The 14322-nt window shown below is 52.2% G+C and carries 11 protein-coding genes; 6 read left to right on the plus strand and 5 right to left on the minus strand.

The features are described from left to right. Nucleotides 1-866: 866 nt before the first annotated feature. Both Pr1d_RS10075 and Pr1d_RS10080 read left to right on the plus strand, forming a co-directional pair. Entirely contained in the window at nucleotides 867-1718 is an 852-nt protein-coding gene (locus Pr1d_RS10075; protein WP_210417945.1) for a WecB/TagA/CpsF family glycosyltransferase, read from the plus strand. A 1008-nt stretch (nucleotides 1719-2726) separates the two neighbouring features. Continuing rightward, nucleotides 2727-3680, plus strand: a complete 954-nt coding sequence (locus Pr1d_RS10080; protein WP_210417946.1) for a sugar transferase — start codon at nucleotides 2727-2729, stop codon at nucleotides 3678-3680. Between the two features lie 32 nt (nucleotides 3681-3712). Here the strand turns inward: Pr1d_RS10080 and Pr1d_RS10085 are convergent, their stop codons facing one another. After that, nucleotides 3713-4627: a glycosyltransferase family 8 protein gene (locus Pr1d_RS10085; RefSeq protein ID WP_148073410.1), complete on the minus strand. Its 915-nt coding sequence runs from the start codon at nucleotides 4625-4627 to the stop codon at nucleotides 3713-3715. A gap of 586 nt (nucleotides 4628-5213) precedes the next feature. Here Pr1d_RS10085 and Pr1d_RS10090 point away from each other — a divergent pair. The 4 genes from Pr1d_RS10090 to Pr1d_RS10105 are packed head-to-tail and all read left to right on the plus strand — an operon-like array spanning nucleotide 5214 to nucleotide 10062. Further along, a complete protein-coding gene (locus Pr1d_RS10090) occupies nucleotides 5214-6767 on the plus strand; it encodes a GumC family protein (protein WP_148073411.1) in 1554 nt (517 codons plus the stop codon). Nucleotides 6768-6791: 24 nt separating this feature from the next. Beyond that, nucleotides 6792-7451, plus strand: coding sequence for a tyrosine-protein kinase family protein (locus Pr1d_RS10095; protein ID WP_148073412.1), 660 nt, complete (start codon nucleotides 6792-6794; stop codon nucleotides 7449-7451). A 5-nt stretch (nucleotides 7452-7456) separates the two neighbouring features. Then, nucleotides 7457-8821 carry a hypothetical protein gene (locus Pr1d_RS10100; RefSeq protein ID WP_148073413.1) on the plus strand — a complete coding sequence of 455 codons (1365 nt, stop codon included), beginning with the start codon at nucleotides 7457-7459 and terminating at the stop codon, nucleotides 8819-8821. Between the two features lie 38 nt (nucleotides 8822-8859). Next, nucleotides 8860-10062: a glycosyltransferase gene (locus tag Pr1d_RS10105; protein WP_148073414.1), complete on the plus strand. Its 1203-nt coding sequence runs from the start codon at nucleotides 8860-8862 to the stop codon at nucleotides 10060-10062. Nucleotides 10063-10094: 32 nt separating this feature from the next. Here Pr1d_RS10105 and Pr1d_RS10110 read toward each other — a convergent pair whose 3' ends face one another. The 4 genes from Pr1d_RS10110 to Pr1d_RS10125 are packed head-to-tail and all read right to left on the minus strand — an operon-like array spanning nucleotide 10095 to nucleotide 14291. Then, on the minus strand, nucleotides 10095-11369 hold the full coding sequence (locus tag Pr1d_RS10110; protein WP_148073415.1) for a class I SAM-dependent methyltransferase: 1275 nt from the start codon (nucleotides 11367-11369) through the stop codon (nucleotides 10095-10097). Continuing rightward, a complete protein-coding gene (locus Pr1d_RS10115) occupies nucleotides 11366-12235 on the minus strand; it encodes a phytanoyl-CoA dioxygenase family protein (RefSeq protein WP_148073416.1) in 870 nt (289 codons plus the stop codon). Before Pr1d_RS10115 ends, Pr1d_RS10110 begins: the two co-directional genes overlap by 4 nt. A 27-nt stretch (nucleotides 12236-12262) precedes the next feature. Next, on the minus strand, nucleotides 12263-13453 hold the full coding sequence (locus tag Pr1d_RS10120) for a DegT/DnrJ/EryC1/StrS family aminotransferase (protein WP_148073417.1): 1191 nt from the start codon (nucleotides 13451-13453) through the stop codon (nucleotides 12263-12265). A gap of 49 nt (nucleotides 13454-13502) precedes the next feature. Continuing rightward, entirely contained in the window at nucleotides 13503-14291 is a 789-nt protein-coding gene (locus Pr1d_RS10125) for a cephalosporin hydroxylase family protein (protein WP_148073418.1), read from the minus strand. Nucleotides 14292-14322: the final 31 nt, after the last annotated feature.

Consider the following 14322-nt stretch of genomic DNA (forward strand, 5'->3'; position numbering starts at 1 on the left):
GAGGTGGCGGCGACCGACGATGTCTGTAGTTGTGCCACCTAATCGACAACAATAGTCCCTGACTAGCGAAACCCGCTTCGTCTACACACTTCCTGGGCAATGACCGGGTGGCCCCAGGCGTTGCCGCCCTGGGGCTACCACAGATCCGTACGTGCGCTCATTAGCGCATACGGTTCCTCTCTTTATGGCTTCGCTGCGCGTTTGAGAGTTGAACAGACTTAGCGTGCAGGAGCAAGTGGGTAACGACGCAGGATGACATCGAATTTCTCCAAGGTCATTGAGCGGAGATTATTGCGGCGATTAAGCCATAGTCACTACCGCGGTCCGACCTCATGGAGAACCCGCGTCAATGCTGCCGAGTTTCCTGTCACTCCGTAGTAGGCATAGTGTCCGCGCAACTACTCGTTCAGTTTCGGATGTTGTTCGCGAATTGGCAGGTATCGATTGTCTCGGCACGAGTGGTCGATGCTGCGAACCGATCGTGTAAAGCAATCCTTGGCGGTCTTGGGTTTGACTACCCAGTACCCATTCTGGGAGCGTCACCAGTAATGGGTGATGCCAAGGAGGTCAAACGTCCCAGGACAATCTTCTAGTGGACCACCCCGATCCTTCCGCAAGGAAAGAGGACGGAACCGAACCAGTTTCGTATTGGTGGTGGCCTGCCCCCAAAAGTGGTAACACTCTTCATGAGAGTAGTGGTTGGGTAACTCCGCTGCTGTTCTGGAGTGAGGGCGTGGCCCGAACGGAAGACCAGCAGCAGGCCGGGAACGAGTTCTCGGCGGATACATTCGGAAATTCCCAGTTGTTTCACGTTGTCAGTGATTATCATGGATAGGACATAAACTCATTCGCCCTAAGTCCCCTGCATGCCAAGCTCAATGAAGTATCGACGAATCAACGTTCTCGGCGTGGGCATTAGTGTTTTGACACTCGACACGGCTGTAGAAGCTGTGAATAAAGCACTTGCATCTGGAATCCAAAGCTATATCACCGTAACTGGGGTACATGGCATCAGCGAATGCCAGCGAGATCCGGAACTGTTGCGAATACACAATGAGTCGCTGCTATCAACCCCTGATGGGATGCCACTCACCTGGTTAGGACGCTTTCACGGCATCGGACCTACAGAAATGGACCGTGTCTATGGCCCCGATCTGATGCTGCGCATTATCGAAGATGGACAGCAATCAAAGCAGCGCGACAAGGGATTGCGGCATTTCCTCTTAGGTGGAGCTGAAGGTGTTGCAGAAATCTTGCGAGACAAGTTACTTGCACGCATACCCAATGCCGAAATTGTTGGGATTCGTACCCCACCTTTTCGGCCGCTCACTCAGGTCGAAGAACATGACCTTGTGGAAGAACTGAGACTGCTCAGACCAGACTGCCTGTGGGTAGGGCTGAGTACACCGAAGCAAGAACGCTTTATGGCCGATCTCTTGTCGCGTTATGGTGCAGCGTCAACGGGGACGCTTAAGTTACCTGCACCATTAGTCATGTTCGGTGTGGGGGCGGCGTTTGATTTTCACGCCGGCTTAATGCCACAAGCACCCCGCTGGATACAGCGTGCCGGGATGGAGTGGGGCTACCGACTGGCTACGGAGCCACGCCGACTGTGGCGACGCTATTTGACGAACAACCCACTATTCGTCGCACGCATAGCGATGCAGCTTCTGGGGCTTAGGAAGTACGAGTTACCAGCGGATCTCCCCCTTGAGTAGTTGTCTTGGATGACCCGGTTAAGATATACCGATCCAGATCAAGGAAGAGCAAAAAGTATGCCGTTTCACGTGAGTTGAAGCGGAGCCTGTTCGATGGCCTGATTTTCATCAGAACGCGTTCCTATTGGCACAGCACAGCGTGGGGCACTCGACCCAGTCATGCTTAGAAGGAGGGTGGTCAGTTTGAAAGTAGATTTTATTGCGGATAGTCGCAACTTAGTCTGCTTGAAGATTCCTCTCAAGTAGTTGATTGATGGAAGTATTGGCTAACACAGAATCAGTAATTAAGGTAAAAGGATTGCGACTTAGGTATCAACCAATGCTCGCGAGCCCCATTTTAGGCCGGAAACCTAGCTAGAGTCCGGTTTAGGGGCCTATTTCCACTTGGTGTCGCTGCGGCAGTTCAGTCGTCAAGAGTGGCAGGATGCCGTTCTTTGTCGAAGCGATTCTTAAGTGCCAAGGGCCTCACCTTCCAAGCCCCCAAAACAATGCCATGATCTGTTTTGCCCACTGATTATTACCAAGCCCAAAGCCCTAGAGTTCTGTTTTCAAAAAATAAGGTCGCACTCAGGGTTACGTCGTATTATAATCGAAGTCGCATAATATAACCGCACTAATCGGACATGATTTGTTGTCCGATTCCCACCTGCATTTGGCAGGGGTTCGTTGTTACCACTACTTTGAAGAATACGTTCAGAATCCCATATTCTTACCTCGCCAGAGTTAATTTATCATTTTCAGCCATCCGTCATCTTAGTTCATGCGTACGAGACATGTAACTGTGGACGCATTTTTCCACATACTTTGATTCGTGGAATGATGTGCAATAGCAGATTAGGGTTGGAAATGGAATCTCTAGTATGAGCCTGCAACTTGGATACCAACAGAATGCAATTTAAGTTTTCTTTCCAAAGGCGTTATCGATCGAAGTTCAGTAATTACTCACACAATTCCAATAGGCTACTGCTTCCCGAAGAAGAACTTCGATTTGCTGCAGAATGCGAACGCATGCGCGTTGATCGCAACGGATCCATTCTTTCAATTCTGTTTATCACTCTGTCCGAAGAGGGTGATCTCGCCCTGATGGAACGTGTATTAGAAGGCCGGCTGCGCCTGACTGACACGCCGGGCATGCTTAACGATGGGCGCATCGTTTTGCTGCTTCCCGACACTCCGGAAGAGGGCGCTTGGAAGGTTGCTGCCGACATCAGTGAAGTTTATCCGCCCGGACCACATCGTCCTCAATGCGACGTAATCGTTTACCCCGATGTTCGAACCAAACGCATCAAGGAAGTAAGCGATTCATCACATAGTTTGGGAGTTGCTCCAAGTGGCACAGACGCTGCTCTCCTCTTTTGCCAGCCACTTCCCAGGTGGAAACGCTTTTTGGATATCATTGGCAGCATTACTTGCCTGATAGCCATGGCACCAACCATGGCCCTTGCCGCGATCGCCATCAAGCTCACTTCACCAGGACCTATCTTGTTTAGTCAAGAACGGGAAGGTCTAGGAGGCAAACGGTTTCGGATTTGGAAAATGCGCACTATGATCGACGGAGCTGACGAATTGAAACACACGCTCAGTCTTCCTAGCCATCAAGACGGACCTGCCTTCAAGATGAAAACAGATCCTCGCACGACTCCAGTGGGGCGAATACTGCGTTGGACCAGCATCGACGAACTCCCGCAGTTTTGGAACGTGCTCAAAGGAGACATGTCGCTTGTTGGACCACGACCTCTGCCAACCTCCGAATCTCAAGCCTGCGCTAATTGGCAGCGACGGCGGCTATCGGTGCCACCAGGCATGACCTGTACCTGGCAAGTGTTTGCCCGGGGAAATGTATCCTTCGACGAGTGGATGCGCATGGATTTGCAGTACAGCCGTCAAGTTTCTCTGTGGGGCGACATCAAGTTGGCAATGCTTACGCTACCCTCTTTATTGCTCCATAAAGGTATTCGCTAGCGTTCAACGCGTCGGCAGTTACAAGTTTCGATTCAAAATTCGTTGCCGAACTTGCGTCGAGCGTAACCTGCGTAATACCGAAGGCTCGACGGACTCAGCGGCGTCGGTATCCAATATCGCAGACTGGACCGCTGTCGACAGGCTACAAAATCTCGGTTTGCCGAGCGGATATTGAATGGAAAAATCCAGGGTTTTTTCGTTCCCATGTAGTGGCATATCTTTCTCTCCGACCAAAGTTGATCGTGCTGCTCTCGTCGCGACACTTCTACCAGCGTGCTGTCAATCGGATAGTTCCAAACGGGGTCTACCGCTGTCCAATTTCCCATCAGGAGTAAATTGTACAGGTCCTGATCGGAATAGCGCACTTTGATACCACGATACTTGGCGGCTTCACTCAATAGATCCAAACGTCTTAGTCGCTCGATGTCCATGACCATCACACCGGAGTTGAGGTAAGGTTGGTCGTCCACTTGGTCAAGATAATCCCGAATCGGAGAGTTCTGGCACAATACTGTCGGCACAAGCCAGTCCTGGACAGCACCAACAGGTCTTCCATGTAAGGCTTGCTCGTAGAGTCCACGCAAGTCGGAAAGTACGATCGTGTCGGCATCCAGAAACACGGCCCGAGGAGTCTCGACAAACTCGGGAACCAAGAACTTCAAGTAGGCTACATCGCCGATGGTTCCAAGAGGCAATGCTCTGCCCTTGAGTCGCTGCAGTTCATCAATCGCATTGATCAACCGGAAAGATATCTCTCCACAGGTTCGCTGCAAGTGACGGCTGACGCGCTCCTGGTCATTGCCGGAATAGAGGACGCAAACACCGGCCAGCCCGTTTGATTGTTCCAGGGCGGAGCTCAGCGAGATCATCATCGCATAAGCGTTGCGTTGATCGACAGCATAAACTAGCGTGGTATCCGGTGGCGACGGTTGATGATTCTTTTCCAAAACCGTTTCCCCGGTCAGCCTGTCAATCGACTTTTTTCGACAGAGATCTTTGACACGCAACTGTATTCTACGAAGTCCTCGGATGGATCGAGGCACGTGTTTCAGCGGCTTTCAAACAAAGTAATTTCCGACAGCCAAGATCTCTGGTGAGAATATCGGTCGGTAAATGCGCCCAAATTCGGATGACTAATCGCTTGCTCGTTTCCGGTTCTCTGCGCGGCTAAGGAAACCAATTGACAACCTCTTGTTCGCATAACACTTTCTTATTATTGACACTATTTCACAGATCGGCAGTCAATAGGATACCGCTGAGAGAAGCAGAAGTAGCGGAATATCCTCGTGCGAAAGACCCGGCCAGACTTCCCCAAGACTTCGTATTCCGCATATTCACTACTACCCCTAAAGTAATTCGGTGCCCCCCAGGTGTCAAACTATCGAAGGCTTCTTTTGTTGAAAAATAACCTGTTCCAGTTAAGATGAAGGTTGGCGAGGCAATAGGGTCCAACACCGTCCGTCCGTTTACCTTCAAATCAAGTTACCGCGCCTAAGTTCTCTCCTGTGTTTTCAGTACCACGGAACAGCAATAATGCCAGACGTATCAGGATCTCTTCGCGAGCAACTGTCTGTTTTGAATCGGCATCGTCGCAAGATGGTTCTGTTCTTCTTGAGCACGATGGCAGTGGTCACACTAGGCATAATTCTCTGCCCGCGGACTTATGAATCGCAGGCTATGCTGCACGTACTTATCGGGCGTGAGAATGTTTCAATTGACCCAACTGCCGCGACGGGACCTACCATTACGATGATGGAAACCCGAGAACACGAAATTAACACAGTCAAAGATATGCTGCAAAGTAGAACCGTTCTCGACAAAGTAGTCGCAGAGCTAGGTGCCCAGAATATCTTGGATCCCGAGCAATACTCAAACCCTGACCAGTCGAGAGATACCGACGAATTCTCGTTCCTAGGTAAGATCTACAACCTGATGCTTGCGGTGAATTTGGCGGACCCTGTGAGCGAAGGCGAACGAGCAGCTCTCCAACTCGCCAACGATGTGAAAGTGAGCTCCGAACCAGAATCCAATGTCATTCAAGTAGTCTTTCGGTCCGGGACGCCGGAATTTGCCCAACGCCTTGGCGAGGTTTTTCTCGCCTCCTACCAAGAGCAGCACAGCCGGGCTCATCGGACCCATGGATCGCAGGAATTTTTTGTCGAACAATCCCAGGAACGGGCCTCCGCTCTGGCTGCCGCCGAACAGAAATTGCGCGACCTAAAAAACAAGTATGGAATAGTCACCATCAGTGCGCGTCAACTAACTCTCAGCAAGCAACTGGAGCAGGTAGAGACTGATATGCTTTCGACAGCTTCTGCCATTGCTGGCGCGAACGCTAAGATTCAAGCCCTGCGTCAGTCCTTGGAGGAAATCCCCGAGCGATTAGTCACCGAGGAAATAACTGAGGCAAGTCAGGCTGCCGACACTATGCGAAACACGCTGTATGACCTGCAAATCAGGGAACAAGAGCTTTCCGCCAAACATACTGACCAAAATCCACTGGTGATGGCTATTCGCCAGCAAGTTGCTCAAGCGCAGAAGTTACTCAGTGAAGAAGATAAACGTCGGGTTCAGCCAACCAGCAGCCTCAATCCGGCTAACCAGCAACAGAAACTAGCCTTATTCGCCGAACTGGCGTCCCTTTCGGGTCTCGAAGCCCGCTACTCCTCTGTCAAAGGGCAACGCGAAGAATTGCTCGCCGATCTCAAGCGGCTGAATCAGCAAGAAATCGAAGTTGCTGAACTCGATCGCGAGGTATCGCTATTGCGAAGTGAATACCTGACCTATATGCACAATACGGAACTGGCTCGGATTAATTTAGCTTTGGAGGCTGAAAGTATTTCGAACGTCAATGTAGTACAACCGCCCACGTTTGTGGAAAAACCGGTCGTTCCGCCCAAGGCTCTGATAATTGTGCTTGGATTCTTGATTGCCGTTTCTGGTGCGATTGGTTTGGGGCTACTGTGTGAGAATCTGCAGGCCGGCGTTATTCACTCGCCGGAAAAAATGGAAACAGCTTTCGGTGCTCCCGTGATGGAGTCGATCCCCTCTGTCCACCTGCAAAACGCCGGGGCATCCGCGAAATAGAATTGCGAGTCACACAAGCACTTCATGTCGCAGCCCACTGTCCCACAAACGTCGTTTGACCTGACCCCCGAACTCAACCGCTGGTCGAAATTGGCTCACGATTTCGAGCGACTTGCAGCGCGCATATTGAACCTGACCTCTCGCCAAGGAATTCCGATTCGGCAGGTGGGATTTACCAGCATTGCCCGCCAGACGGGGACCAGTTCCATCGCAATTCAGTTGGCGGCAGCTATGAGTCGGTTAGGCGAGCAATCTGTGATCCTGGTGGACGCCAACCGCGAACATTCCTGGTTTGACAGACAGTTTCCTGATAACAACAGTCCCGGGCTACTCAACGCACTGTCCGGAGATGTAGAGATCGCCGACTGCATTCACAATACTACGACTTCCAACCTTTCAGTGGTACCATTGGGAAATCCAGTGTGGGCTGAAGCTGACTACGGCAATCGATCGTTGGTAGACACATTTCAAGGCCTTGGCGAGCGTGCGGACTGGCTTCTGGTCGATCTTCCGGTCATAAGTGATATGAGCCATTTCCGGGCGCTAGTGCAACAATTGGACGGTGTGATTCTGGTGCTGACACCACGGCTGGCTCGGTTGGAGCTCGCCGCTCAAGTAAGACACCGGTTGACGCAACTGGACGTTCATTTGTTGGCAGTTGTCCCTAACCAATGGAACTCTTAGCCGATATGGCCAACATCAATCATACGGAAGCGACCGCACCGCCCTTTTCCCCAGGCTGGGATCTCGGAACTACTGCCGAAGTTGTGCCAGGACAAAGATTCTACCTGGTGTTTCTGCTGTGCCTGGCCCTGACCTCCATTCCGGTGAAAAACCTGGCCTACATCGTCCCGCCAGTGTTTCTCTTCCTCGAGCTGATCGTGGGGGAAAAATCGGCCTGGCGCACGTTGCTTTTGATGGCATTGTTCGCGACTCTGTCAGGTGTCTCGATGATGTACGACGGGTTCCGTGGCCAAGCTATCAACGTGCCGGGACTACTCTTTGCGCTGCTCACCTACCTGCCAATGTTTCTGTTCCTGGCGTCACGTCCTGACCGCGAAATCGACTCTTCGCTTTTCACCAAGTTCATCAACCTAACGGCTTGGTTTGTTATCGTGCAGTCTCTGGTGGGCGTAATACAGTTTGTGATCAGCCGCAACGGCGACGCAGTTACTGGCACATTTGGGCTGTTGGACTTTCATCTCAACACGATCTCGATCACCCAGGTTTACTTCACATTCACGCTGTTCGGAATGATACTGTTTTTGATGCTTGATGCCCGTAGGCTGCTCCCGCAGGTTGCCATCGTGGCCGGTTTATTGACTTGCGCAATAGCACAGTCGGGTCATCAAACTGTGTTCTTCGCTGCCAGTTTGGCGCTTTGCTGTACGATCCAGTTTCGACGTTTCGGGACCGCGTTGGGAGGTATTGCACTGGTCGGCTGTTTGACCTTCATCGTCGTACAACTCTACCCCGACACCATAATGCACACGCAAGAATGGTACAGAAAAGTCGTACAGGATCCGCGATCTGCCAAACGTATGGTACTCACCGACAGCGCCGAGTATCTTTCCGATCCCAAGAATGCACTGCTGGGTGTAGGTTTGGGGCAATATACCAGTCGGGCTGCATTGATCTCTTCGAATACTTACCTCAATCGCGAATTGCCCGGGCCACTCTCTGGACGGTCTGACTATTTTGTCGACTCGATGCTCCCCGCCATGCACCGGTTCGACGAAGTTGGTGAGGGTAGCGCGATATCCAAACCCTACTTCTCTGCACTTTCGGCGGCGATGGAATTGGGGCCTCCTTTGACGTTTGTCTGCCTAGGAGTGCTGGGCGTTCACCTGCTTAGAAATTTGCATTGGATGCTTTCTTCCAACCCCAAGTTAGCTCGCGCCGGATTGGTGAGTTGCATAGGCCTGCTTTTCTTTCTGCTGTGCTGCGTCATCGAGAACTACCTTGAGTTTCCCCAGGCGATCTTCCTGCCGTTTCTGTTGTATCTTGTCGTACAAGCGCGTGCGACGCAGCTTTCAACTCGCTCACCAGCGTGAGTAACACCTGCCAACTTGCCCTGGAAACCGTTCACTTTATGAACTCCTCGCCTGCCACCTCGCCTGATCCATTCAAGGTGCTGCTCTGCCACAACTTCTACAAGTTGGCCGGTGGAGAGGATCGGGTGTTTGAGGACGAAGCAAAGCTGCTGGAGAACCATGGTCATCAGGTGATTCGCTATACGGTCTCGAACGACGAGATTGACACGATGAGCTCCTGGTCGGCCGCGGTGCGCACGATATGGAATCGGAAAACATACGCCGAACTCCGAAGTCTGATTCGCGAGGAACGCCCCACGGTGGTACACTTTACCAACACGTTTCCACTAATCTCCCCGGCCGCCTACTATGCGGCTCGCAAGGAACGTGTGCCGGTTGTCCAAACGCTGCAGAACTACCGTCTGGTCTGCCCTGGTGCGCTGTTGATGCGCGACGGCCAGATCTGCGAAGATTGCCTTGCCAAGCGAATCAAATGGCCTGCTGTGCTCCATGGCTGCTATCGGGGCAATCGGCTGGCATCGGCCTGCGTCACCACGATGTTGGCCACACACTCGGCGCTGGGTACCTGGCGGAACCTGGTATCGCGCTACGTGGTGGCAACCGAATTCGGACGCCAGAAATTCATCGAAGCTGGTTTCCGTGCCGAGCAAATCACTGTGAAACCCAATTTCGTCGCCTCCGTTCCTCCCTGTGGAAAGGGCGACGGCGGGCATTTTGTGTTTGTCGGTCGGCTATCTCCTGAAAAAGGCATCAACACTCTGCTCGAAGCATGGCCGCGTTTCGGTAGAAGCCTCAAGATCCTTGGCGATGGCCCGTTGGCAGACAAAGTGGCCCAATTCGCCTCGCAGCACGAGGGCGTGCAGTGGCTAGGCCACCAACCCCCCGAGACTGTCCACCAGGTGGTTGCCGATGCGATCTCCCTGATTGTCCCGTCAATCTGGTACGAGGGACTGCCGAAAACAATCATCGAAGCTTTTTCGGTCGGCACTCCCATTATTGGTTCGGACCTGGGAGCCATGTCCGAAGTAATCACCCCCGGCAAAACAGGGATGCTCTTTCCGGCAGGAGACGCGAACAAACTACTGGAAGCACTTCATCAGATGAGCGACTCACCTGAGCGGTGTCAATCAATGCGAGACAATGTCCGCCAACAGTTTGAGCAGCTCTACACTGCTGAACGCAACTACGATTTGTTGCGCGATATCTATTGTCAGGCAATTGACGAGGGTGACCTTCTGTAGTCCGTTCAATTTGATCTGAACGGGGTTCGATTCTAATCGAAAATTTGAGTCTCAGGGATAGGCACTACGAACTTGCCGCCCCACTGACGTATGTAAGAAAGCTGCTCCATGATCTCTTCTCGCAGGTTCCAGGGGAGAATCAATACATAGTCGGGACGCGTCTCAGCGATGCGCTCGGGGGTGTACACCGGAATGCGTGAACCTGGGAGTAGCGTATTCTGCTTGACCGGATTTCGGTCGACGGTATAGAGAATAGAATCCGAGCGAATCCCGCAGTAGTTTAAGAGGGTATTTCCTTTGCCGGGCGCGCCGTATCCGACCACTGTCTTGCCAGCCCGTTTGGCCTGCATCAAGAATTCCAGCAGTTTCCACTTGGTCTCGACTACCCGCTGTGCGAAGGCCGAGTAGGTGGCCAACGTGTTGTAGCCTTTTTCGATCTCCTGGTCGATCAACGTTTGCACTGATTTCAAAACCGGTTTGCCGGAATCTTCGCTGTGGCGGGCGTAGATTCTTAGCGACCCACCGTGGGTCATAAGTTGATTAACATCGAAAATCGTCAATCCATGGTGCAGAAAAATCTTCTGGATGGCCAGCAATGAAAAGTAGCAATAATGCTCTTGGTAAATCGTGTCGAATTGATTTCCTTCGATCAGACACATCAGGTGCGGAAATTCAAAGGTAATCACACCATCATTCTTGAGCAGGATCTTGAGTCCCGTCACAAAGTCATTCAGATCTGGGACATGGGCCAGCACATTATTTCCCAGCAGCAAGTCGGGGCGAATGTTTTGCTCGACCAACTTTTGGGCAGTTGCGGCACCAAAGAATTCGTTGATCGAATGGACACCCTTCGCCCGAGCTGCCTCGGCTACAGTTACGGCTGGTTCCACGCCCAGAGCAGGAATGCCTTTCTGAACGAAATACTGCAGTAAGTAGCCATCGTTGCTGGCCACCTCGACGACCTGGCTTTGGGGGCCGAGTTGCAATCGGTCGGTCATCAGCTCCACGTACTCTCGGCAATGCTTCAGCCACGAGTCGGAATACGAAGAAAAATAGGCATAGTCGCTCTGGAAGATGTCCTCGCCCATCACATGGGCATGCACCTGCACCAGCCAGCAGGCTTCGCAGACTCGCACTTGCAGTGGGTAGAACACTTCGGGTTGTCCGGCCTGTTCGAGCGTAACTATGTTTTGACACAAGGGAGAAAGTCCCAAGTCAACGACCGTATGTTCCAGATTCTTTTCGCAGAAACGGCAACATTCGGAGAGACTGCTGTCAGTCAGAGGCGAGTCGGGCGAAGAGCTCATTGGGCGGCAACTACTTCCTCGGGAATGGGCGTAAGGTCGCCAGCTTGCATGTACTCGCCTAGCGTCGTTCCCACGGCTTGGTTGTCCACGTTTGGTGCTGCGTTGCCAGAAATCACATCCTCTATATTGACGGTACGAAAATCGACGCTGAAACGTGTATGGCCAGAAGTATTGGGACTAGTCGAGTGGAGGTGAGAGGCCGAGAACAATATTAATCCGCCCTCCTCACACTGGATGACGATATCGGAACCGTGATCGATGTCCTGAGTAATCTCAGGAAGATTGCGGGTGTCTTTCTTTACGTGTTGAACTGCTGCTGAGCGGGCATTGGCCAACCAATCGTTGTGATTGTAGCGGCCGGAGATGTTCTCCACACCACGACTGAAGTACCCTGGATGCAGCACCATCGTATTGTTCGGTTGAACGCCTTTCATCGGAAACCACCAGTTTAATTGCGATTGGTGCCCCGCGAACCAGGTGTCGCGGTGCGGCGGCACGGCCAAGGCGATGCCAGTGCGCAGGTAATCACCGTGGGTCATGGTACGCATGCGGGGCACATCGAAATACGTCTCTTGAGGATCAGCACCAAAGTCCTCCAACATGGCACGTAGGAAATCTTTGACCTGTGGATGGTGCATGAACTGCGGTTTCAATTTGCCTAGTATTTCTGCAAATTGCTCGGGCGGCAAGTGATGTTGAGCTTCGCACGGATCATGCGGTGCAAATGCCTCATCGGCCATCTGGCGGGCAAAAGCTATGAGATTGCAGATCGAAGGACGAGGCGAAAATACATAAATATCACCCTTCATAATATTGGCACGACGCTGCGGATCGGGGTGTTGCGAATCAAAATAGAGTGTCGTCATAGGTCAACCTCAAGGCCTGATATTCATTCAAATGGTCGGTGAAGGAGAAGCAGCAAAGTCTAGGTTCAACTGGCGGAAAACATCAGAGACCCGAACCACATCCTCGTGAGTCATCTTCAAGTTGCTTGGTAAATTAAAACCATAAAGGCTCTCGTCGTAAGACACTCGATTCGATTCTTGAGCCTCGCGCCCACTGGGCGTGTCACAATAAGGAGGCAGGGAACTGAGTGGATAGTAGAGCGGGCGAATATCGATATTACAGTCCTCCAGCTTCCGCATCACATCCAACTTATCAAATTGCTGATCCGGTTCGATCGAGACGGCAGGTAACCAATACGAACTGTTCAGGCCCTTACGCTCAGTGTGTATTCGAAAACACTCAAGCTCTCCCATTTGTTCGCAATACCACTGGTGTAACTGGCGTTTGCGGGCCACCAGCTCTTCTGCTCGCTCGATCTGAGCCAAGGCCAACGCCGCCTGCATGCTGCTCATTTTGAATTTGTTGCCGAGTTCGAAATGATAGTAGTAACGGTCAAAATCTTCGTAAAACCGGGTTCCATCCAAGCGGCGGCCATGGTCTCGCAGAGTCAAGGCTCGCTCGAAGAGGTCTTGGCGGTCGGTGACAAATAGGCCTCCTTCACCAGACGTGACAGTTTTCGAGCCATGCAGACTGAAGATGCCGATGTCGCCAAAGGTACCCGCCATGCGACCTTGCCAACTCGAACCAAAGGCTTGGGCGGCGTCTTCGATGACTGCAATGCCACGTCGATCTGCGATCTCACGAATCCGTTGGTAGTCCGGCATATCGCCGTATAGATCGACAACGACCACGGCTCGGGTGCGGGAGGTGATTTTGGATTCCAACGAATCGGCTGAAAGGCACCAATGGTTGGGATCGACGTCGGCAAACACAGGCGAAGCTCCGACATAACTCACGGGAGCCGCGCTACCAATCCAGGTCAGCTCAGGCACAATGACTTCGTCTCCCGGTCCAATGCCCAGCACCATCATCGCCAGATGAATGGCCGATGTTCCGGTAGGTGTCGGTACCACGTACCTCGCACCCAGATACTCAGCAGTTGCCGACTCCAGTCGCTGATGATACTTCCCCGCATCAGAATACCAGCAATTGGTCACGGCATCAGTGACGTAAGAGATTTCTCGCTCCGTAATGGAAGGCCCTGCACAGTGAATGCGTGGTCGGTTGGTGTCTGCCATCAATTAATTTCCAGCGAGAGATGCCTCAGAATATTATCCGAAAGAGTGCTTAGCGAATTCGTTTGAGCCAGCCCCCCGGCGCGTAGGTCACCGGATCGGTCAATGGAGACTCGTTAAACTCGAATTCGGGGGTTTCGAGGATGAAGTTGGGGTTCTCTTTGGCGAACGCTTGAGCGGCCACTTGCGGATTATTGGTGCGCCAATCATCGTTCGGGCGATCGTCATCAAATCGCTTCAAACCGGCCAGTTCCTGCATCAATCCATCCGCTGCCACGATGTACGAGCCAACCGTCACCAGCGGAGAATAATTCTTCAGTTCCTGTGCAACGTGATCTCGGGTATGGTTGCCGTCAAGCATGACAAATACGGTTTCATTGGGGCGAATCATTGACTTCACTTGTTCCACAGTTTCAAGGGCATTCGAGTCTCCTTCGAGCAACTCGATGCAGTCGAACATCTCGTGACTTTCAAGAGCGGCGCGATTTTGTGGCCGAATCTCGATATCGACTCCGATTACTCGTCCCTTGCCAAACATCTTGCACAGACTGGCATAGAAAATGAGTGATCCGCCATGGGCGATGCCCGTCTCGACGATCACATCGGGCCGGAGGCGATATAGCACTTCCTGAGTGCGTACCATATCCTCAGGCAACTGAATTACTGGGCGGCCCATCCAAGTAAACGTGTAGACCTGCTTATTCTGCCAGCCGCATTTGAGCCAAGCGTCTGATAGTGCCCGAAAAGTCTCTGGTGAGTCGATCGGACACTGGATAACACCCTTTGAAGAGCCAATACGTGCCTGTCCCGACTCCCAGTCAATCTCCAGTTTGTCCACCATAGCAGCCTTTTACTCTGTTGCGAACGGACAC

This window comes from Bythopirellula goksoeyrii (genome assembly GCF_008065115.1).
GTDB classification, from domain to species: domain Bacteria; phylum Planctomycetota; class Planctomycetia; order Pirellulales; family Lacipirellulaceae; genus Bythopirellula; species Bythopirellula goksoeyrii.

Bases quoted from the DNA above. Each gene is read 5' to 3' on its own strand.
- Pr1d_RS10075 (WP_210417945.1), top strand. From the start codon at position 867: ATGCCAAGCTCAATGAAGTATCGACGAATCAACGTTCTCGGCGTGGGC.
- Pr1d_RS10080 (WP_210417946.1), top strand. From the start codon at position 2,727: ATGCGCGTTGATCGCAACGGATCCATTCTTTCAATTCTGTTTATCACT.
- Pr1d_RS10090 (WP_148073411.1), top strand. From the start codon at position 5,214: ATGCCAGACGTATCAGGATCTCTTCGCGAGCAACTGTCTGTTTTGAAT.
- Pr1d_RS10095 (WP_148073412.1), top strand. From the start codon at position 6,792: ATGTCGCAGCCCACTGTCCCACAAACGTCGTTTGACCTGACCCCCGAA.
- Pr1d_RS10100 (WP_148073413.1), top strand. From the start codon at position 7,457: ATGGCCAACATCAATCATACGGAAGCGACCGCACCGCCCTTTTCCCCA.
- Pr1d_RS10105 (WP_148073414.1), top strand. From the start codon at position 8,860: ATGAACTCCTCGCCTGCCACCTCGCCTGATCCATTCAAGGTGCTGCTC.
- Pr1d_RS10110 (WP_148073415.1), bottom strand. From the start codon at position 11,369: ATGAGCTCTTCGCCCGACTCGCCTCTGACTGACAGCAGTCTCTCCGAA.
- Pr1d_RS10115 (WP_148073416.1), bottom strand. From the start codon at position 12,235: ATGACGACACTCTATTTTGATTCGCAACACCCCGATCCGCAGCGTCGT.
- Pr1d_RS10120 (WP_148073417.1), bottom strand. From the start codon at position 13,453: ATGGCAGACACCAACCGACCACGCATTCACTGTGCAGGGCCTTCCATT.
- Pr1d_RS10125 (WP_148073418.1), bottom strand. From the start codon at position 14,291: ATGGTGGACAAACTGGAGATTGACTGGGAGTCGGGACAGGCACGTATT.